Below are 20998 nucleotides of genomic sequence, written 5' to 3' on the forward strand. Positions count from 1 at the left end.
TCCATCCGTTCAAACCTCGCCGGAGCGGGCCGCCGTGAACGGCCGGAAAGCGCCCACGTCTCGGTCGCGGCGGCGGACCGGGCGTCACGTACGCCGGCGTGCCCGAGGCGTGGCCGGCTTCGGCGAGGCCTCCCCGTCCTGCCCGGGGTCGGATGCCGGGTCCGGCGCCGGGTCCAGGGCCGGCGGGGTCGGCAGCGGGGCCTGGGCGGCACGGGTGACGTCCGCGACGACCTCGACGACATCGGGGCCGTACGCCTGGGAGTTCACGACCTTCAGGAGCAGGACGAAGCTGTTGCCGCCGTGCTTGCGGGCGAGGCGTGCGTGGTTGCGGGCGAGATAGCGGCTCGCGGCCTGGTTGGTGATCGCGCGCTGGCCGCAGAAGAGGAAGACCGGTCTCACGTCACGGCTCTGGCCCGCGGTCAGCCGGGCGAGGATGACGTACTCGGCCTGGCCCGACTCCAGGCGGTAGCGCTCGCTGCCGATCTGGAAGGCGCCCCGGTCGGGCCCCCGTCCGGAGTCCACGTTGACCTGTACGCCGGGCAGCAGGGACTGCAGATGCGCGGCCATGCGCCGGTTCGACGCCGGTCCGCCCACGCAGAACTCCGTGCGTTCGCCGAAGCCCTGCTGGGTCGCGTCGTGCGCGATCACCTGGGCGTGCGCGCCACAGTCCTTGATCAGGGCGGACAGTTCGAGAAGCGCGAACACGTCGTGACGCACCACCGTGAGCTCGGGACCGCCCGCCTCGCGGTTCACCACGAGCAGCGACTCGGAGTTGTCGGGCAGCCCGAAGAACGCCTGCTTGCGGCGGAGCTTGCGCTTCCACAGGTAGGTGCGGGCGAGCCAGCCGAGCGAGGCACTGATGCCTGCGGCCAGGAGGCCGAGGACGATGTTGCGCACGTCGTCATTCATGTGCGCGCATGCTAGCGGGCCCACGGAATCGTGTTCGAGGGGGCCTGACGCGGTCACCGTGGTGAAGTTACGCTGCGCGGACGGCTGTTGACTGGAGGTATTGATGCGACGCCCTCTTGTACGGAATCTGACGGTCCTGGCGGTTTCCGCCGCGACGGTATTAGTGGGTGCGGCGGCGCCGCCCGGAGCACCGGCGGCGGGCAAGGCCGCGCGGACGCCCGTCGCGAAGGTGCCCGTCGCGGTCGGGTACGGAGGTGCCGTGGCGAGTGTGGACGCCGACGCCTCGGCCGCGGGCATCGAGGTGCTGAAGAAGGGCGGCAACGCCGTCGACGCGGCCGTCGCCACGGCGGCGGCCCTCGGCGTCACCGAGCCCTACTCGTCCGGCATCGGCGGAGGCGGCTACTTCGTCTACTACGACGCCAAGTCCCGTACGGTGCACACGATCGACGGACGCGAGACGGCACCCCTGACCGCCGACTCCGGGCTGTTCCTGGAGAACGGCAAGCCGCTCGCCTTCGCGGACGCCGTCACCAGCGGGCTGAGCGTGGGCACACCGGGCACGCCCGCCACCTGGCAGACGGCTCTGGACTCATGGGGCAGCAGGCGCCTGGGCAGCGTCCTGGAGCCGGCCGAGCGCATCGCCCGCTCCGGGTTCACCGTCGACTCGACCTTCCGCGCGCAGACCGAGTCGAACCGGGCCCGCTTCGCGAACTTCCCCGACACGGCGAGGCTCTTCCTGCCCGGCGGCTCGCTGCCGGTCCTCGGATCGACCTTCAAGAACCCCGATCTGGCCCGCACGTACGAGGAGTTGGGCAGGAAGGGCACACGTGAGCTCTACACCGGCGACCTCGGCCGGGAGATCGTCGGCACCGTGAACAAGCCGCCCGTGGACCCGGCGTCCGGCTACGACGCCCGGCCCGGCAAGCTGTCGCTGAGGGACCTCGCGGCCTACGGGGCGAAGCGCCAGGCGCCCACCAGGACTTCGTACCGCGGTCTGAACGTCTACTCGATCGCTCCCTCCTCCTCCGGCGGCACCACCGTCGGCGAGGCGCTCAACATCCTGGAGGGGACGGACCTTTCGAAGGCGAGCGAGACGCAGTACCTGCACCACTACATCGAGGCGAGCAGGATCGCCTTCGCCGACCGGGGCCGCTGGGTGGGCGACCCGGCGTTCGAGGACGTACCGGCGAAGGGGCTTCTCTCGCAGAAGTACGCGGACGGCCGGGCCTGCCTCATCAAGGACGACGCGGTGCTGTCGAGCCCGCTCGCGCCGGGCGACCCGAGCGGTCCCGCCGCCTGCGGCAGTGCCGGTACGGCCGCCCCGACGACGTACGAGGGCGAGAACACGACCCATCTGACGGTGGCCGACAAGTGGGGCAACGTCGTCGCCTACACCCTGACCATCGAACAGACCGGCGGCAGCGGGATCACCGTCCCGGGACGCGGCTTCCTCCTCAACAACGAGCTGACGGACTTCTCCTTCGCACCGGCCAACCCGGCCGTGCACGACCCCAATCTGCCCGGTCCCGGCAAGCGGCCGCGCTCGTCGATCTCGCCGACCATCGTCCTCGACCGGCACAACAGGCCTGTCGTGGCGCTCGGTTCACCCGGGGGCGCGAGCATCATCACGACCGTGCTCCAGACGCTGACCGAGTTCGTCGACCGCGGACTCCCGCTGGCCGACGCGATCGCCGCGCCGCGCGCCAGCCAGCGCAACGCCGCCCAGACCGAGCTCGAACCGGGCCTGTACGACAGTCCGTCGAGGGCCGGGCTCGAAGCCATCGGCCACTCCTTCAAGGTCAACCCGGAGATCGGCGCGGCCACGGGCGTCCAGCGACTCGCGAACGGCACGTGGCTGGCCGCGGCGGAGAAGGTCCGACGGGGCGGAGGCTCGGCCATGGTCGTGCGGCCCGCGTCCTAGGGTCCGTGCGGCCAGGGTCCGCGTGGCCCGCGTCCCGGAGTCCGGCCGCCAGGCCTCGGCGGTCCTGAACCCTGGGTCCGGCGTCGGTACGCGGCACTCGTGCCGCGGGGCAGGAACCGTCCCCTGCCCCGCGGCCGGCGGGGCCCGAGCGGTCAGCGCGCCGTCAGGATGCGCGGACCCGAATCCGTGATGGCCACGGTGTGCTCCGCGTGTGCCGCGCGGGAGCCGTCGTTCGTGCGCAGTGTCCAGCCGTCGGGGGCCGCGTGGTAATCGTCCGTGCCGCCGCCGATGAGCATCGGTTCGATGGCGAGGACCATGCCGTGCCGCAGCGGCAGCCCGCGTCCCGGGCGGCCCTCGTTCGGGACGCCCGGGTCCTCGTGCATCCGGCGCCCGATGCCGTGGCCGCCGAACCCGTCCGGGATCCCGTACCCGGCCGCCCGGCACACCGTGCCGATGGCGTGCGCGATGTCCCCGATGCGGTTGCCCACGACGGCCGCCTCGATCCCCGCGGCCAGGGCCCGCTCCGCGGTCTCCACGAGCCGGGCGTCGGCGGCGCGCGGCTTGCCCACGATGAAGCTGATCGCCGAGTCGCCCACCCAGCCGCCCAGTTCGGCGCCGAAGTCGATGGAGACCAGGTCTCCGTCGCGCAGCCGGTAGCCCGTCGGGATGCCGTGCACGATCGCCTCGTTCACGGAGGCGCAGACGACCGCGGGGAAGGGCGTGGGCGCGAAGGAGGGGCGATAGCCGAGGAAGGGCGACGTCGCGCCCGCGTCGCGCAGGACCTGATGCGCCACCTCGTCCAGCTCCAGCAGGGAGACGCCCACGTCGGCGGCCTCGCGCACCGCGGTGAGTGCCCTGCCCACGACCTGGCCGGCCGCGTACATCTCGTCGATCGATGTGTCGGTCTTCAGTTCCACCATGCCAATTACTATACCGGTATTAGAATGGTGTCATGGTGCGAACCCCACTGACCCCAGAAGAGCACGAACGCGGCGAGCGGCTCGGGCGGCTGCTGCGCGAAGCCCGCGCCGGCCGCAGCATGGCGGAGATCGCGGGGGTGGCGGGAATCTCCGCGGAGACCCTGCGCAAGATCGAGACCGGGCGCGCGCCCACCCCGGCCTTCTTCACGGTCGCCGCGCTGGCGCGGGCCCTCGGGCTCTCGATGGACGAGATCGTCGTGCGGTGCGCGCTGATTCCGGCGGCCTGAGAAGCCGTATCGCAACCGATCTTGGAACATGGGGCACCCGGCGCCGTCACTCCCGCGAGACCGGTTCTCCCGCAACGTGCTTCACGGCAGCCCCGAAGAATTTCCCCGTTGCACTCCGTCTGTTGGCCGCGCCTGGCTATCTTCGCCTGGCCTGGTTCCGGCAGCAGGAGAGGTAACGTCCATGAGCACCCCGGTCCACCGCACCCCGACACGGCAGTCCCCGGCCGTCCTGACGTCGGCCCGGCAGCGTCGGGGAGGGAGTCCGTCAGGAAACTCGGCGGACCACGCCTTCCTCCAGATGCAGTCCGGCGCCGGCAACCGGGCCACGACCGCGGCGGTGCAGCGTGCCAGGGGCGCGGACAAGGGGAAGGGGAAGGCGCCGGAGTCCGGCGGCGCGTCCGCCGGAGCGAAGAAGAACTATCGCGACCAGATCGCCGGGCTCCTGGACAGGTTCAAGAAGAATCTCGAGCCCATCGACACCTTCATCAAGGGTGTCCAGACTCCCACCAACGCGGGCTTCACCCAGCAGGCCGCCGCCACGGCCAACGAGGGTCTCAAGCACTCCGCCGCCGCCTCGGGGACCTCCGCCGCGTCGGGGAACCTCCTCACGGAGGTCGCCGGCACCGTGGTCAATGGCATGGACGCGTACAAGAACATGCAGGACGCCAAGAAGCACGAGACCGGGGCCGGTCACCACGCGGCGAAGAAGAAGGCCAAGACCAAGGGGACCGACACGGTCATCGGAGCCGCCGGTTCGGCAAGCTACAGCGCCGGAATCGCCAAGGAGGTGACCAAGATCCAGAAGGCGGCGGACGCCGCGGTGGCGTCCGAGGCGAGCGGTATCGCCAGCGCTTCCGTCGGTGCGATCAAGGGAATACGGGCAGCCTTCCGCGTCGGGGGAGCGGCCCGCAAGTACAAGAAGGTGAAGGAGCTCGGAGATCCCCACCTCGTCCACGCGGGGTCACTGGCCCGGCTGAACGAGTCGCGGGAGCAGGCCGACTGGGCCGCGGCGGAGGCGTACGTCGCGCTGGATGCCTACTGGGACCACGAAGGCGAGGGGCGGCTGGAGCTCGTTTCCGAGGCCATCGACGCCGCCTGGGAGGCGATGGGTGAAGCCCGTGACGCCGCCGAGAGCCTCCAGCGCGCAGAGAGAGACGTGGAAAAGCTGAACACGGTGCAGGAGTACGCGAAGAAGAAGCAGCTCACCAAGATCGGCAAGGAGACGGTCGGTGGCGCGTTGGGCGAATCCACCAAGGCCGCGGCCGGCGTCGTGACGGCGGTCGCGGCGGGAACAGCCGGGCTGGCGAGCAACCCGGTCGGATGGGGCCTCGCCGGGGCCGGGGCCGGCCTCGTCCTCGGCGTCACCCTGTACAAGGCGCTCCGCGCCGCCACGAAGCGCTACGAAGAGGCCCGCCACCCTGAGCACTGGGCACCGGAGGGCGAGACCCCGGCGGAGGCCGCGTCCCGCAATGATTCGCTGAAGCATGCCCTGAAGTTCTGGCAGAAGGTGTCGAAGGGCGAACGCCAGGCCATGGCGCGCGAGATCTACGCCTTGGCGGCGGGTCCCGACATCCGGGGCAGCGGCAGCACGACGGCCGAGATGAGGGAATCCGCAAGGGCCCTTCTCATCGCTCTCAAATCAGGCCCCACCAACCACAAGCTGGAACCGGAAACGTGGGCGGACACCCTCAACGACCCGGCGAAGACCGCCGGTTGGATCAAGGAGATTGCGGAACAGCTGGCGTCGGGTTGACCGTAGTCGTGGGTGCGGCGCTCGGGCATCCTCGGCAGCACAGGTGCCGACCGATCCAGCGCCCGGATCTGCGACTTCTCGTCCACGCGGAGGACGAGGGCCCGCTCGGGCGGGTCCGGATACATCCGGCGACGTCGCGGACCTTCTCGATGAACTGCGGATCCTTTGGACGGCTCGAACGACCGGTATGAGCACCCCGAGAGCCGGTCACACCACCCTTCTTGCCTGAGCTGTACTGAGGTCCGAGGTCTGAGAAGTCGTTGTCGTACCGAACTTGTTCGGCGGGTTTTCGCAGCTCAGGCGTGAGGTCGGGTTGGCGGGGTCCAGGCCGCAGGCGGCCTCGGCGGCCGTGAGCCACCCGAGGTACCAACCAGCGAAGTCCGACAGAGACCCGTCGGCGTCACGTACCGGATGCAGATCCTTGCCGTCGGAGCGCGGGTCACGCCACATTCGGCCGCACTCCGAGCCCGTGACAACCAGCCAGGCCGTCAGCCCGCAGCCCTCATCACACAGGCAAAGCGCCCCGGCAGTGAAGCGCGGGTCGTACTGCACATCTGCCAGACGCTCCTCCCACGCCTCAAAGGCTGCTTCGAGATCGGCGAGGTCGTCGAACTCCTCCCTGAACGGCTGCTCGGCCAGGATCCCTGCCGTTGTCTCCGGATCCGCCCCTCCCGGAAACACCTCGGCAACCACGCCCGGCTCGACCTCCTCAGGGGCATCTCCAATCCAGTGCCAACCGCCGGAACCCTCGCGCCGCACCGGAAAAACGCCGTAAGCCGGGCCGGCCCCGCCAGCTCCGACGTGCAGCAGGAACGAGCGATAGTCCTCGGGCAGCTCAACACCCAACCACGCCTCGAGATCGGCTACCTCGGCCGCCGTCAGAGGTACATCGAGTGCAAAGCCGTGCCCCATCGCCCCGAACACCTTGTCGCTGCCCGGGACTGCGGCCAGCGCCAGAACCCGCTCGCGTACCCCGGTCCAGTCGGTCATGGCGCCCGACCCTATCGGCTGCCGCCCACCGCCCGTGCTCAGGCCTGGCGTGCGCCGGCAGCCAGTCCCGGGTGGGCGGGACCGGTTGGATTCGACACCCACGAGCTCCATCGAACACCTGGCGCTGGACGGCGGGTCCGCGCCGGTGGACGAGGACCCGGTCGTCAAGATCCTCGCCGCCCATCCGATGCTGCTCGTGGGCGAACCGGCCGTCTTGATCGCCTCGGTCCTGGGCGACCGTGCGGTGATCACGAGGTCCACGAGCGCGCCGAGGTCCGCCGTTTCGGCCTGTGGCCGGGCGGGCGGTCGGGGGGCTGGCCCGGTAGGACGTGCGTGGACCGTCGTCCGGAGCGTTCCGGAGCGCCGGTGTGCGGTCCTCGGGCGCGTTCCGGACGACTGTCCTCGGGCGCGTTGCGGAGCGCTGGTGGCCGGTCCTTGGGGGTGCTTCGGAGCGCGTGGCGGATCCTCCTCCGGTGCGCTCCGTGCGTACGAGCCCGGGCGGGCCGGGGGAGAGGCCCGGGGATCTCGGCCTTGGGTTCGCCCGGATGCTCGTCCGGTTGCCCGTCGATCTGCTCCTCGATCTGCCCGTCCATCTGCCCGTCCGGGGCGCGCCCGTGCGTATGCCGGGCACTCCCGTGCGCCCCTCGCGGAAAGCTCTGCGTTCCCGCCGAAAACTCCCCGTAGTCGATCCGTAACACGACTGGTGTTCGCTGTCGGGTCGAAGTGCTCACGTCGGGCGGGGAGTTGAGTGATGACTGTAGGACAACTCCCGGAACAGGTACTGGAGTTCGCGCGGTATCTGAACGGGCTTGTGGAGCGGCTCGACCGGAGCGGCGGCTGGTGCGGAGTCTTCTGGCAACGCGACCCCGACGGCATGCGAGCGTGCCTCGAAGGCCGGGAGGTGCCGCCCTGGGATGTCGTCGAGGCGCTCCTCCAGGACGTCCTCGCACAGTACGGCGAGCGTGCCGCCGCCCAGGAGACGGCACGGGCCCACGCGCTGTACGAGGCCTCGCTGGCCGCGTACGACGTCCGTCCGGGCGCCCGGGGGGCCCTCGGCGACCGCCTGGACGTCATGCTCCGCGAACAGCGCTACGCCGCCGAACGCCAGGCCGAACTGAGCGGACGGCTCCCCTCGGCCGTTTCCCGGGGGGAGGCCGAGGCGATCCGCCTGGACCTCGCCTGGGCTCAGGACGATCACGAACGGGCCACCGCCCGCTGCGCCGAACTGCGCCACCGCATGGACAACGTCGACCGCCACGCCCTGCGGGCCCGTGCGCGGAGCACGCCGGGCTTCCCGGCTCCGGCCGCAGGGGGCGGCGTGTGGACGCCGCAGCCGCAGACCCGCGCGGACCCGTCGGAGGGGTACCTGCCCGAATGGCATCCGGCGGGAGGCAGCCGGTTCGACGGGGACCCGCCCGCGGGGGATCCGTCCGGAGCGGGAGGTGTCCGGCCCGGCCGGGAGACGGGCGCGCCGGGCGGCGCGCCGGAACCCGCGTCCCCGCTGACGAACCGCGTGACGAACCACGCACCGGCCCACGACGGGCAGCCCCGGTTCCGGCCCGCGGCGCACATGCCGGGCCACGACGCGCGGCCCCTGTCCCCGCCGACGGACTACGCGCAGGGCCGCGACGCCCAGCCTCGGCCCCCGGCCGCGGACCACTCGCCGGGGTACGACGCCGAGCCCGGGCCCCGGCCCACCGGCCACGTGCCGGGTCACCATGTGCAGCCCCTGTCCCCGGCGGACCACTCGCTCGGATACGACGCGCAGCCCGGGTCCCCAGCGGCAGAGCCCCCGTCAAGCGGTCAGCGGGCCCACGACCGGGTGGCCGTGCCCGCTCCGACGCATGACAGGACCCCGCCCGGCGCTGACGAGTATCCGGTGAAGCGCTCCAAGCGTCGCCGCAGAGGGGGCGCGCGCTTCGCCGGGATGGCGGAGCCGGACGCGCCCGTGGTGGTGCCGGAGTCGGGTCCCGTGCTGCCCGCCCCGCCCGCGCAGAGCGGGCGTACGCCCCGCGGCGCGCGTTTCGCGGGAGCCGCCGAGGAGTCCGCGCCCCCGCGTTCGGGGGCGGGCACCGGGACGGCGGCCGGGGCGGAGGCGCCGGACGAGGACGCGTGGCGGCTCACCGCCGAGGCCGTCGCGACGCTCACGCGGCTGCGGAGCGAAGGCCGCAGTGGCGAGGCGCACGCCGTGCTCGTCGAAGCGGCGTACTGGCCTCCCGCACGCTTCCCCCTGCTCGCCGCCGAACTGCACCGCGCCGGCCTCGACGCGGACTGGGCCACCCTGCTCTGGGAGGCGGCCTCGCTGCCCGCCGACCGGCTGGTCGCCGCCGCCGACGCGCTCACCGCCGCCGACCGCACCGCCGACGGCAGGCAGATGCTGCGCCAGGGCGTCACCCGGCCCGCGCCGGAGATCGGGGCCGCCGTCCTCGGCCTCGCCGACGAGGGCCGCGGCCGCGAGATCAGTGCTCTCCTCGACGCGTACGTCCGCGTACGCACCCCGGAGGAGGCCGCCCGCAGCGCAGAGACGGACCCGCAGCGCCTCGTACCGCTCCTCCTGCGGGCGGCCCGGGGCGTGTCCGACGAATGCCAATGGGACCTGGTCCACGCCCTGCGCGTGGCCGGCTTCACGGCGTGACGGCCGCCGCTCCGGAGCGGCGGCCGTCACGCCCGTCCGGGGCGGAGGCCGTCACGTCCTCACCCCCGTCCCGCAGGCGCGCCAAGGGCGCACCACTCGGCCGACTGGCTCGCTCCGCATGGCCTCCCGCATGGCCTTCCGACCGGTACTCCGACCGGCCCTCCACCCGGTCCTCCGATCGGCCGTACCTCCGGTTCCACCGGCCACGTCACTCACCCGTGAGGGTCAGAAACGTGATCGACTCGGCGGGTTAACGACGATGGTCTTGGCAAGGCTGTCCGGGGGGCTTACTTTCGAGCCTCTACAGCCTTTGTCTACGGGCGTAGAGGCTCTCTGACGTCCCGTCGAAGGAGCAGCTCATGGGCAACGTCGTACGTGCCGCCCTGGTCCAGGCCACCTGGACCGGCGACACCGAATCCATGGTCGCCAAACATGTGGAGCACGCCCGCGAGGCGGCCCGGCAGGGTGCCAAGGTCATCGGGTTCCAGGAAGTCTTCAACGCCCCCTACTTCTGCCAGGTCCAGGAGCCGGAGCACTACGGCTGGGCGGAGCCGGTTCCCGACGGGCCCACCGTCACCCGTATGCGGGAGCTCGCGCGCGAGACCGGCATGGTGATCGTCGTGCCCGTGTTCGAGGTCGAGCAGTCCGGGTTCTACTACAACACCGCGGCCGTGATCGACTCCGACGGCACCTACCTCGGCAAGTACCGCAAGCACCACATCCCGCAGGTGAAGGGGTTCTGGGAGAAGTACTACTTCAAGCCCGGCAACCTCGGCTGGCCCGTCTTCGACACGGCTGTCGGCCGCATCGGCGTCTACATCTGCTACGACCGGCACTTCCCCGAAGGCTGGCGGCAGCTCGGTCTGAACGGCGCCCAGCTCGTGTACAACCCCTCCGCCACCTCCCGGGGCCTGTCCTCCCATCTCTGGCAGCTGGAGCAGCCCGCGGCGGCCGTCGCCAACGAGTACTTCATCGCCGCGATCAACCGGGTCGGGCAGGAGGAGTACGGCGACAACGACTTCTACGGAACCTCGTACTTCGTCGACCCGCGGGGACAGTTCGTCGGCGAGAGGGCGAGCGACAAGGCCGAGGAACTCATCGTCCGCGAGCTGGACTTCGGCCTCATCGAGGAAGTACGCCGGCAGTGGGCGTTCTACCGCGACCGGCGCCCCGACGCCTACGAAGGGCTGGTGCAGCCATGACCGACCTGTACACCCGCCACCAGGCCGTCCTGCCCGAGTGGCTCGCCCTGTACTACGAGGACCCGATCGAGATCACCCACGGCGAGGGCCGCCACGTCTGGGACGCCGACGGCAACAAGTACCTCGACTTCTTCGGCGGCATCCTCACCACGATGACCGCGCACGCCCTGCCCGAGGTGACGAAGGCCGTCAGCGAGCAGGCCGGCCGGATCATCCACTCCTCGACGCTCTACCTCAACCGGCCGATGGTCGAACTCGCCGAGCGCGTCGCCCAGTTGTCCGGGATCCCGGACGCCCGTGTCTTCTTCACCACCTCCGGGACCGAGGCGAACGACACGGCCCTGCTGCTCGCCACCGCCTACCGGCAGAGCAACCAGATCCTCGCCATGCGCAACAGCTACCACGGCCGGTCGTTCAGCGCGGTCGGGATCACCGGCAACAAGGGCTGGTCACCCACCTCCCTGTCCCCGCTCCAGACGCTGTACGTGCACGGCGGCGTCCGCACCCGCGGCCCCTACGCCGACCTCGACGACGCCGCGTTCATCGACGCCTGCGTCGAGGACCTCAGGGACCTGCTCGGCCATGTCCGCCCGCCCGCCGCCCTGATCGCCGAACCGATCCAGGGCGTCGGCGGCTTCACCGCACCGCCCGACGGCCTGTACGCGGCCTTCCGCGACGTGCTCCAGGAGCACGGCATCCTCTGGATCGCCGACGAGGTGCAGACGGGCTGGGGCCGCACCGGCGAGCACTTCTGGGGCTGGCAGGCCCACGCGGCCTCCGGCCCGCCCGACATGCTCACCTTCGCCAAGGGCATCGGCAACGGCATGTCCGTCGGCGGGGTCGTCGCCCGCGCCGAGATCATGAACTGCCTGGACTCCAACTCCATCTCGACCTTCGGCGGTTCACCGGTCACGATGGCGGCGGGGCTCGCGAATCTCACCTACCTCCTCGAACACGACCTCCAGGGCAACGCCCGGCGCGTCGGCGGCCTGCTGATCGAACGGCTCCGCGCGGTCGCCGCGCAGTTCGGCGGTGTCCGCGAGGTGCGCGGGCGCGGACTGATGATCGGCATCGAACTGGTGCGGCCCGGTACCGACCGCGCGAACCCCGAAGGGGCCGCTGCGGTACTCGAAGCAGCCCGCGAGGAAGGCCTGTTGATCGGCAAGGGCGGCGGTCACGACACCAGCGTGCTGCGCATCGCCCCGCCGCTCTCCCTCACCGTCGCGGAGGCGGAGGAGGGCGCGTCGATCCTGGAACGCGCTCTGAGGCGGGCCCAGTAACGGATGAGCAAGGGCGGGTGGACCGAAGGGGCGGCGGTCTCGAAGGCCGGGCGCGAGAGGATCCGGGGGTCCGGGCACGCGTCGGGTCCCCGAGGCCGCCCGCAGCGCTGCGGAGGCGAACCGAGCCACGGACAAAGGGGAACCCCGCCATGACCACCACCCTGGAACCCGCTCTTTCGGTCCGCCAGGTCCTCGCCCTGGACCGGGTCCTCGCCGGGGAGCCCGAGGTGGTGGCCGGCGCCGGTCATCTCGACCGGTCCGTCCGCTGGGTGCACGTCGCCGAGGCCGCCGATGTGGGCGTCATGCTCCGCGGCGGCGAAATGGTGCTCACGACCGGGGTGCTGCTCGCGGGTGACCCCGACGCCCAGGCCGAGTACATCCGTTCGCTGCACCGGGCCGAGGCCGCGGCCGTCGTCCTCGGTCTCGGCCGGGCCTTCCCGGCGCCCCCGGACGTGATGCGCCGGGCCGCCGAACGCTGCGGGCTGCCGATGGTGGTGCTCCACCGCCCGTTCCCCTTCGCCGAGTTGACGGAGGAGGTCCAGTCCCGGCTGGTACGGCACAAGTTCGCGGCCGTGAGCCTCTCCGAGTCCGTACGCACCGCGCTGACCGGGCTGATCACCACCGGCGCCCCGCTCCAGCGCATGCTCGACGAGATCGCCGTGCACGCCGCCTGCCCCGTCGTCGTCACCAACCTCGCCCACCGGGTCCTCGCCACCGCCGGTGAACGCTCCGCCGTCGACGACGTCCTGCGCGACTGGGACCGTATCGCCCGGCAGGCGGGCGGCATCGAGGGCGACGGATGGATCCGCGCCGAACTGGGCGGACGGGGGGAGAGATGGGGCCGCCTGGTGCTGTGCGGCCACCGGGGCGACGCGGCGACCGGACGGCTGCTCGCCGACCGTGCCGCCGAGGCCCTGGTCCTGCACCGCATGCTCGGCGGCCCCGCCCACTCCTGGGAGGAGGAGTCCGCGCAGGGGCTGCTGACCGACCTGGTGAGCGGTGTTGTACCGGCCCGCCAGCTCCTGCCGCGCGCGCGGGCCGCCGGACTGCCCGTGAACCGCCGCACCTTCGTGCCGCTGGTCGTACGCGACGGCGACCCGGCCCAACTCGGCCGTGTGCTCAGGCTGCTGGGACTGCTTGGCCTCGTCGCCGAACTGTCCGACGGGGCCACCGCCGTGCTGCTCAGCCTCCCGCGCGACCAGGACGCGGAGGCGCTGGCCGAACACTTCGCCGTACGGCTGCGGGACGAGACCGGGGTCCCCGCGGTCGTGTCCGCCGCCGGAGCTCGTACCGCCTGGGACGACGTGCCCGTCGGACTGCGGGAAGCCCTGCACGTCGCCGAGGCCGCCGCCGGCACACCCGCCGACCAGGACCGGCCCGCGCTGGTCCGGCTGCGTGACGTGCATCTGCGCGGTCTCGTCCGGCTGCTCCGGGACGATCCGCACGTCCAGTCCTTCGCGGAACGCGAACTCGACGGGCTGTTGTGCGGACCGCAGGCGGATCCCCGGCTGCTGCCCGTCCTGCGGACCTACCTCGCCACCGGGCGCAACAAGTCGCGCACGGCGCAGCTCCACCACGTCAGCCGGCCCGCGCTCTACCGCCGTCTCGAGGCCATACAGGCCCGCCTCGGCGTCGACCTCGACGACTTCGAACAGGCCGCGTCCGTCCACATCGCCCTGCTCGCGCACGACGCACAGCAACGGTGAGGGCGCGAGCGGCGGCGACAGCTTCGAGAACCCGGACCCGACCGGGACAGCGGTGCGGATCGGGCGGGCAACAGCGGTGAAACACAGGACCACTCGGCTGAAACACGGGAGAACGCGGAGGTGACACCGTGGAACGGCACAGCACTTCGGACGTGACACGGTGCAACTCAAAGAAGGGGCCCGGGCTTTCTAGTCTCCTCGCACACCGAGCGACCGGAGGTCCCGATGAGCAGAGTGATCCGCGCCGCCGTCTTCCAGACCGCATGGACCGGCGACAAGGAATCGATGATCCAGGTCCACGAGCAGGCGGCCCGCGACGCGGCCGCGCAGGGCGCACAGGTCCTGTGCTTCCAGGAGCTGTTCTACGGACCGTACTTCTGCCAGGTGCAGGACAAGGAGTTCTACGCGTACGCCGAGCAGATCCCCGAGGGCCCGATAGTCCGGCGCTTCCAGGCGCTGGCGAAGGAACTGGGCCTCGTCCTCGTGCTGCCGATGTACGAGGAGGAGCAGCCCGGCGTCCTGTACAACACGGCGGCCGTGATCGATGCCGACGGCTCCTACCTGGGCAAGTACCGCAAGACCCACATTCCCCAAGTGCCGGGATTCTGGGAGAAGTTCTACTTCCGGCCCGGGAACTCCGGCTGGCCCGTCTTCGACACGGCCGTGGGCCGGATCGGCGTCTACATCTGCTACGACCGGCACTTCCCGGAAGGCTGGCGGGCTCTCGGACTCGCGGGCGCCGAGATCGTCTTCAACCCCTCGGCCACCTCACGCGGCCTGTCCGGCTACCTGTGGCAGCTGGAGCAGCCGGCCTCGGCGGTCGCCAACGAGTACTTCGTGGGCGCGATCAACCGGGTGGGCGTCGAGGAGTACGGCGACAACGACTTCTACGGGACCTCGTACTTCGTGGACCCCGAAGCGCAGTTCGTCGGGGAGGTGGCGAGCGACAAGGAGACCGAACTCGTCGTCCGCGACCTGGACATGGCCAAACTCCGCGAGGTCCGCGACCGGTGGCAGTTCTACCGCGACCGCGCCCCGGGCACGTACGGGCCGCTGACCGCGCCCTAGTGCCGCCCCGCGCCGCGGGTCCGGACATCGGGCCGCCGGACCCGCGGCGCGGTGGTCCGCACGGGCCGCCCCGCGAACCGCCCCATGAGCTTCCGCACGAGGAAACAGTGCAGACCTCAGCCCCTGACAGCCTCACAAGCCCCTCAGCGCACGCCCGACCGGAAGGAGAGGGAGCATGAGCCGTACCGTCATCCGGGGTGGTCTCGTCATCACCGCGTCCGACGAGATCCACGCCGACGTCCTGATCGAGGACGGCCGGATCGCCGCCCTCGCCGCGTCGGGCACGCCCGCGGCCGAGTCGTGGACGGCCGAGCGCGCCATAGACGCCACCGGCAAGTACGTGATCCCGGGCGGCGTCGACGCCCACACCCACATGGAACTGCCCTTCGGCGGCACCTTCGCCTCCGACACCTTCGAGACCGGCACCCGGGCCGCCGCCTGGGGCGGCACCACCACCATCATCGACTTCGCCGTCCAGAGCGTCGGCCGCTCCCTGCGCGAGGGCCTCGACGCGTGGAACGCCAAGGCGGACGGCAACTGCGCCATCGACTACGGCTTCCACATGATCGTCTCCGACGTGAACCAGGAGACGCTCAAGGAGATGGACCTGCTGGTCGAGGAGGGCGTCACCTCCTTCAAGCAGTTCATGGCCTATCCGGGCGTCTTCTACAGCGACGACGGCCAGATCCTGCGCGCCATGCAGCGCTCCGCCGAGAACGGCGGCCTGATCATGATGCACGCCGAGAACGGCATCGCGATCGACGTGCTCGTCGAACAGGCGCTGGCCCGCGGCGAGACCGACCCGCGCTTCCACGGGGAGGTGCGCAAGGCACTGCTGGAGGCCGAGGCCACCCACCGCGCCATCAAGCTCGCCCAGGTCGCGGGCGCCCCGCTCTACGTCGTGCACGTCTCGGCGACCGAGGCCGTGGCCGAACTCGCCCGCGCCCGCGACGAGGGCCTGAACGTCTTCGGCGAGACCTGCCCCCAGTACCTGTTCCTGTCGACCGACAACCTCGCGGAACCGGACTTCGAGGGTGCGAAGTACGTGTGCAGCACGCCGCTCCGCCCCAAGGAGCACCAGGCGGCCCTGTGGCGGGGCCTGCGTACCAACGACCTCCAGGTCGTGTCGACGGACCACTGCCCGTTCTGCTTCACCGGCCAGAAGGAACTCGGCCGCGGCGACTTCTCGAAGATCCCCAACGGCCTCCCCGGCGTCGAGAACCGCATGGACCTGCTCCACCAGGCCGTCGTCGACGGGCACATCTCCCGCCGCCGCTGGATCGAGATCGCCTGCGCCACACCGGCCCGGATGTTCGGCCTGTACCCGAAGAAGGGCACCATCGCGCCGGGCGCCGACGCCGACGTCGTCATCTACGACCCGCACGCCGAGCAGATCATGTCGGTCGAGACCCACCACATGAACGTCGACTACTCGGCGTACGAGGGCAAGCGCGTCACCGGACGGGTCGAGACCGTGCTGTCGCGCGGCGAAATGGTCATCACCGACCGGGAGTTCACCGGGCGCGCGGGCCACGGCGTCTACACCCCCCGTTCCACCTGTCAGTACCTTCTCTGAGCGACCAGGAGTGGCGCCAATGGACTTCGGACTCGTCCTGCAGACAGACCCCCCGGCCTCCCGTGTCATCGACCTGATGAAGCGGGCCGAGGCCAACGGCTTCACGTACGGCTGGACCTTCGATTCGGCCGTGCTGTGGCAGGAACCCTTCGTGATCTACAGTCAGATCCTCGCCAACACCGAGAAGCTGACGGTCGGCCCGATGGTCACCAACCCGGGCACCCGCACCTGGGAGGTCACCGCCTCCACGTTCGCGACGCTCAACGACATGTACGGCAACCGCACGGTGTGCGGCATCGGGCGCGGCGACTCGGCGATGCGCGTCGCCGGACGCAAGCCCAACACGCTCGCCCGCATAAGCGGTGCGATGAAGGTCATCCGCGCCCTCGGCCGGGGCGAGGAGGCCGACCTCGGCGGCACCGTCATCAGGTTCCCGTGGGTCAGGCCGGGTGCCGAACTGCCGGTCTGGATGGCCGCGTACGGCCCGAAGGCGCTCAAGATGACCGGCGAGGAGGCCGACGGCTTCATCCTCCAGCTCGCCGACCTCTACCTCACCGAGTACATGGTCAAGGCCGTGAAGGACGCGGCGGCCGGGGCCGGGCGCGACCCCGCCGAGGTGAAGATCTGCGTGGCCGCGCCCGCGTACATCACCGAGGACGACTCGCCCGAGGCGCTCGCCCACGCACGTGAGCAGTGCCGCTGGTTCGGCGGCATGGTGGGCAACCACGTGGCCGACCTGGTCTCCAAGTACGGCGAGCACTCGGCCGCGGTTCCCGACGAACTCACCGAGTACATCAAGGCCCGCGAGGGATACGACTACTCGCACCACGGACGGGCCGACAACCCCGACACCGCGTTCGTGCCCGACGAGATCGTCGACCGGTTCTGTCTGATCGGGACAGCCGAGCGGCACATCGAGAAGCTGAACGCGCTGCGCGAGCTGGGCGTCGACCAGTTCGCCGTGTACGACATGCACGACGCCCAGGAGGCCACGATCGACGCCTACGGAGCGCGGGTCATCCCCGGCGTCAACGGGCAGTAACCGAAGGCCGACCCCCTCGTTCTCCCCTTCCCGCCGTCCCGGGAAGGGGATCAGGGCGCTCCCCGCGCACCCCCCCCGAGTTCGTCCCCGCACGGCCTTTCCCGTCACTCCTCATTGATTGGCCTGCTCATGACAGAAATCGTCTCCCCGGGCGGCCCGCCCGCCGGACAAGTCACGCTCCCCGACGGCCGGGTGGAGATCGCGCCCGACGCTCCCGCGCCCACCGGCCCCTACGCCAACGACGACCTGCTGCCGGTTCCGGTCGAGAAGCGCACCTGGACCACGTACAACTTCTCGGCCCTGTGGGTCGGCATGGCCCACAACACCGCTTCCTGGACGCTGGCTTCGGGTCTGATAGCCGTCGGCATGGACTGGAAGCAGGCCGTCCTCACCATCGCGCTCGCGAACCTGATCGTGCTGGTCCCGATGCTGCTCACCGGGCACGCGGGACCGAAGTACGGCATCCCCTTCCCCGTCTTCGCCCGTGCCTCCTTCGGAGTGCGCGGAGCCAACCTCCCCGCTGTCGTACGGGCGTTGGTGGCGTGCGGCTGGTTCGGCATCCAGACCTGGATCGGCGGCGAGGCGATCTACTTCCTCGCGGGCAAGCTCTTCGGCGACGGCTGGGCCGACGCCTCCGAGATCGGCGGCCACGCCTGGACCATGTGGCTGTCGTTCGCGATCTTCTGGGCGCTCCAAGTCGCCATCATCTACCGGGGAATGGAGACGATCCGCCGGTTCGAGAACTGGGCCGCGCCCTTCGTGCTCGTCGGTGCCGGCGTGATGCTGTGGTGGATGAGCGACAAGGCGGGCGGCTTCGGCCCGCTGCTCGACCAGCCGTCGGAGCTCGGCTGGGGCGGGGACTTCTGGAAGCTGTTCTGGCCCTCGCTGATGGGCATGATCGGCTTCTGGTCGACGCTGTCGCTGAACATCCCGGACTTCACCCGGTACGGCAGGAGCCAGAAGGCGCAGACCTGGGGGCAGGCGCTCGGGCTTCCCACCACCATGACGCTCTTCGCGTTCCTGTCCGTCATGGTCACCTCGGGCTCGCAGGCCGTCTACGGCAAGGCGATCTGGGACCCGGTCCAGCTGGCCGCCAAGACGGACAACGTCGTCGGCATCCTCTTCGCGCTGGTCACCGTGCTGGTCGCGACGCTGTCCGTGAACATCGCGGCCAACCTGGTCTCCCCGGCCTTCGACTTCTCCAACATCGCACCCCGGAAGATCAACTTCCGTACCGGCGCGCTCGCCACCTGTGTCCTGGGTGTGCTGATCTTCCCGTGGAAGCTGTACTCGGACCCCCAGGGCTACATCTTCACCTGGCTCGGGCTGGTCGGCGGTCTGCTGGGGACGGTCGCCGGCATCCTCATCGCCGACTACTGGATCCTGCGCCGCACCAAGCTCGACCTCGCCGACCTGTATCGCAAGGGCGGCCGCTACTGGTACGACGGCGGCTGGAACTGGCGGGCCGTGGCCGCCTTCGTCACCGGCGGCGTCCTGGCCGTCGGCGGCGCGGACTTCCACCCGCTGATCGACGGGCGGCCCGTCCCGGCGCTGGAACCGCTCGCCGACTACGGATGGGCGGTCGGCCTCGGCACGTCGATGGCGCTGTACGTGGTTCTGATGCTGCTTCGCGGAAAGGACGGAACCACGGTCTGACGGCGGCGACCGGAGGACGGTCAGTTCTTCTGGCCGTCCTTCAGCTCTTCTGGGCGCCCTTCAGGGCCGCCGTCGCGTCCTTGGCCGCCTTGATGGCACCCTTGTTGATCTCGTCGGTGGCGGGCGCCTTCTTGGTCTCGAAGTCGCTGCCGTTGTAGGTGACGACCACCACGGCGTTGGACGCCCGGACGATCACCACGCCCTCACGGGTCTCCTGCTTGTCCTCGGTGCTGAGATTGACCACGGAGTAGGCGGAGTCGCCGACACCCGGCACCGCCCCGCCTCCGCTCTTGTCGGCGACACGGTCCTTGTAGGCCTTCTCCGCCGCGGCGTCCGAGTCCTTGATCTCGTACGAGACGTCGAGCCAGCGGTAGTCGAAGCCCTTCAGGGCGTTCCACGAGCAGGTGCGGCGCACCGCCTTGTCGGTCGACGCGATCTCCTGGCCGGCCGTCTTGGCGCCGGGGACCAGGGACTTGATCGTGGCGACCTGGATGCCGCCGCAAGGGGCGGGCGAGGCGGTGAACGTCTTGACGGCAGCCGACGCCGAAGGAGCCGACGATGCATCGGATGTCTGTTTTTGCGTCGATTTATCCTCGGCGTTGGGGGTCGCTGCGGACGGGCCCGCGGCCAGGGCCCAGCCCGCGGAGGCGAGCAGAGCGACCGGCAACAGGCGCGCGGCGAGCGCGAGCGGCAGAGGAAGAGAACCCAAAGCGCACTTCTCGTGGGGGATGGTGCGGAGGAGTCCGCACTGCGGACGGGACGCCAGTGTCACACGAGACGCTGTGGTGCGGAAGGGCTGGCAGGCGTCATGCCCGTGTGATGACAGCGACTCACCTTGGCGGCGATTGACTGATGCTGTAGCAAGATGTCTGTTTTATTCGCCTCAATGATCGCTGAGCATTCCGTCATTCCGTCGCATCACGGTCACGGCTACCGCTTCGAGGCGCGGACCGGGAGAGCCTGCTCGACGCGGTCGACGGCCGCGAACGCGCCGTAGGCCACGAGGCGCACCAGGTGGCGGTCGGAGTGACCGGGTTCGCGCCAGGCCGTCACGTCCTCGTCCGTGATGCGGTACGGGGCGAGGGCGGCCAGCAGCGCCAGCCGCGCGCCGGGACGCGAACGGTCCGGGAGGCCCTCCCACGCGAGCGACGGATGCGCGCCGTCCCATCCCCGGAGCGTCTCCCGTACGAGGGCACGGTCCGCCTCGTCGAGCAGGCCTCCGCCCGCGGTGGCGGCGTCGCGCAGGGCGGCGTAGGCGGGGCCGACGGAGGTGCCCCGCGCCCAGTCGGGACCGGGACCCGGGGCGTCGAGCAGCGTGAGACCCGCACCCGGTACGGGCCGGCGGCGCACGGTCCTGGCCAGCGATCGCCCACCCAGACTCCGCACCGCCCGGAACCGCTGCGCGTTGCCCGGAAGCAGGTTCTCGGTCAGCAGCGCCGACGCGATCCGGTTGATGAAGTGGAAGGTGAGCATGGTGCCGATGTACGCCGGAGCGTGCGCGGCGGCGAACGGATACGGCGTCAACTCCGGTGCTCCCGGCGTCCGGCTCGCCCGGCCCCAGGCCAGCACGCGTGCGTGCTCCTCGTCCGAGGGGGTCTCCCCGCGCGCGATCGCCTCGGCGAGGGAATGGTCCCCGGTGGCGTGCAGCAGCATCGTGTGCGCGTCCACGCAGAAGGGGCACCGGTTGGCCAACGACACCCCGAGCGCGGCGAGTTCCTTCCCGGTTCTGTCGCCTTCACCCGCGATCAGCGACTCCCGCATCAACGCCCAGGTGGCGGTGAGTAGTTCGGGCTCGGAGGAGAGAACGGCGAAGGTGGCCGGACGCTCCATGCCGAAGTCCGAGGCGAGCTGGTCGTAGACGTCGGCGGTCATGCCGGTGGCGGACTTCCGTGGCGGCGGGGTGGTGTAACGGAAGGGAGTGGAGCGGGACATGGCCATGGGTGCCTCCTGAGTGGACCGGACGGTCGCCGGGTGACCGGCGACCACGGTCGACGATGGCCCGGAGGAGGTGCCGCGGGCGTCGTACGGCCGAAGGTGATCCGGGCTGCCGCCG

16 protein-coding genes and 1 pseudogene are annotated in these 20998 nt (G+C 70.9%); 11 read left to right on the forward strand and 6 right to left on the reverse strand.

The window, feature by feature from the left end; genetic code table 11:
- Positions 1–84: 84 nt before the first annotated feature.
- Positions 85–909, reverse strand: a complete 825-nt coding sequence (locus tag OG485_RS33755; protein WP_328672361.1) for a hypothetical protein — start codon at positions 907–909, stop codon at positions 85–87.
- A 103-nt stretch (positions 910–1012) separates the two neighbouring features.
- Between OG485_RS33755 and ggt the strand changes: the two genes are divergently transcribed.
- Complete coding sequence (gene ggt, locus OG485_RS33760; protein WP_328672362.1) at positions 1013–2830, forward strand: gamma-glutamyltransferase; 1818 nt, start codon at positions 1013–1015, stop codon at positions 2828–2830.
- Positions 2831–2982: 152 nt separating this feature from the next.
- Here ggt and map read toward each other — a convergent pair whose 3' ends face one another.
- Positions 2983–3750: a type I methionyl aminopeptidase gene (map, locus tag OG485_RS33765; protein ID WP_328672363.1), complete on the reverse strand. Its 768-nt coding sequence runs from the start codon at positions 3748–3750 to the stop codon at positions 2983–2985.
- Positions 3751–3782: 32 nt separating this feature from the next.
- Here map and OG485_RS33770 point away from each other — a divergent pair, with 32 nt between their 5' ends.
- Both OG485_RS33770 and OG485_RS33775 read left to right on the forward strand, forming a co-directional pair.
- Positions 3783–4037 carry a helix-turn-helix domain-containing protein gene (locus OG485_RS33770; protein WP_328672364.1) on the forward strand — a complete coding sequence of 85 codons (255 nt, stop codon included), beginning with the start codon at positions 3783–3785 and terminating at the stop codon, positions 4035–4037.
- A 181-nt stretch (positions 4038–4218) separates the two neighbouring features.
- On the forward strand, positions 4219–5790 hold the full coding sequence (locus OG485_RS33775; RefSeq protein ID WP_328672365.1) for a hypothetical protein: 1572 nt from the start codon (positions 4219–4221) through the stop codon (positions 5788–5790).
- Positions 5791–5792: 2 nt separating this feature from the next.
- Here the strand turns inward: OG485_RS33775 and OG485_RS33780 are convergent.
- Both OG485_RS33780 and OG485_RS33785 read right to left on the reverse strand, forming a co-directional pair.
- Positions 5793–5953 (reverse strand): annotated as a pseudogene (locus tag OG485_RS33780) (IS630 family transposase); the annotation flags it as partial.
- 44 nt (positions 5954–5997) lie between these two features.
- On the reverse strand, positions 5998–6780 hold the full coding sequence (locus OG485_RS33785) for an SMI1/KNR4 family protein (RefSeq protein WP_328672366.1): 783 nt from the start codon (positions 6778–6780) through the stop codon (positions 5998–6000).
- Between the two features lie 751 nt (positions 6781–7531).
- On the opposite strand from OG485_RS33785, the gene OG485_RS33790 reads away from it, so the two are divergent.
- The 8 genes from OG485_RS33790 (at position 7532) to OG485_RS33825 (ending at position 18945) form a co-directional block, all read left to right on the forward strand.
- Positions 7532–9415, forward strand: a complete 1884-nt coding sequence (locus OG485_RS33790) for a hypothetical protein (protein ID WP_328672367.1) — start codon at positions 7532–7534, stop codon at positions 9413–9415.
- Between the two features lie 359 nt (positions 9416–9774).
- Positions 9775–10617 (forward strand): nitrilase-related carbon-nitrogen hydrolase, encoded by an 843-nt coding sequence (locus OG485_RS33795; RefSeq protein WP_328672368.1) that lies wholly within the window; start codon positions 9775–9777, stop codon positions 10615–10617.
- Positions 10614–11897, forward strand: a complete 1284-nt coding sequence (locus OG485_RS33800; RefSeq protein WP_328672369.1) for an aspartate aminotransferase family protein — start codon at positions 10614–10616, stop codon at positions 11895–11897. Before OG485_RS33795 ends, OG485_RS33800 begins: the two co-directional genes overlap by 4 nt.
- Before the next feature lie 149 nt (positions 11898–12046).
- Positions 12047–13603: a PucR family transcriptional regulator gene (locus OG485_RS33805; protein WP_328672370.1), complete on the forward strand. Its 1557-nt coding sequence runs from the start codon at positions 12047–12049 to the stop codon at positions 13601–13603.
- Positions 13604–13828: 225 nt separating this feature from the next.
- Positions 13829–14671 (forward strand): nitrilase-related carbon-nitrogen hydrolase, encoded by an 843-nt coding sequence (locus OG485_RS33810; protein WP_328672371.1) that lies wholly within the window; start codon positions 13829–13831, stop codon positions 14669–14671.
- A 175-nt stretch (positions 14672–14846) separates the two neighbouring features.
- Positions 14847–16247 (forward strand): dihydropyrimidinase, encoded by a 1401-nt coding sequence (hydA, locus tag OG485_RS33815; RefSeq protein ID WP_328672372.1) that lies wholly within the window; start codon positions 14847–14849, stop codon positions 16245–16247.
- Between the two features lie 19 nt (positions 16248–16266).
- The gene (locus tag OG485_RS33820) at positions 16267–17289 is read left to right on the forward strand and encodes a TIGR03842 family LLM class F420-dependent oxidoreductase (RefSeq protein ID WP_328672373.1); all 1023 of its coding nucleotides are present in this window, start codon (positions 16267–16269) and stop codon (positions 17287–17289) included.
- Positions 17290–17418: 129 nt separating this feature from the next.
- A complete protein-coding gene (locus tag OG485_RS33825) occupies positions 17419–18945 on the forward strand; it encodes an NCS1 family nucleobase:cation symporter-1 (RefSeq protein WP_328672374.1) in 1527 nt (508 codons plus the stop codon).
- Between the two features lie 40 nt (positions 18946–18985).
- Here the strand turns inward: OG485_RS33825 and OG485_RS33830 are convergent, their stop codons facing one another.
- Both OG485_RS33830 and OG485_RS33835 read right to left on the reverse strand, forming a co-directional pair.
- Entirely contained in the window at positions 18986–19654 is a 669-nt protein-coding gene (locus OG485_RS33830) for a hypothetical protein (protein ID WP_328672375.1), read from the reverse strand.
- Positions 19655–19875: 221 nt separating this feature from the next.
- Entirely contained in the window at positions 19876–20883 is a 1008-nt protein-coding gene (locus tag OG485_RS33835; RefSeq protein ID WP_328672376.1) for a carboxymuconolactone decarboxylase family protein, read from the reverse strand.
- Between the last annotated feature and the right edge of the window lie 115 nt (positions 20884–20998).

Source organism: Streptomyces sp. NBC_00328 (genome assembly GCF_036139655.1).
Classification (GTDB): domain Bacteria; phylum Actinomycetota; class Actinomycetes; order Streptomycetales; family Streptomycetaceae; genus Streptomyces.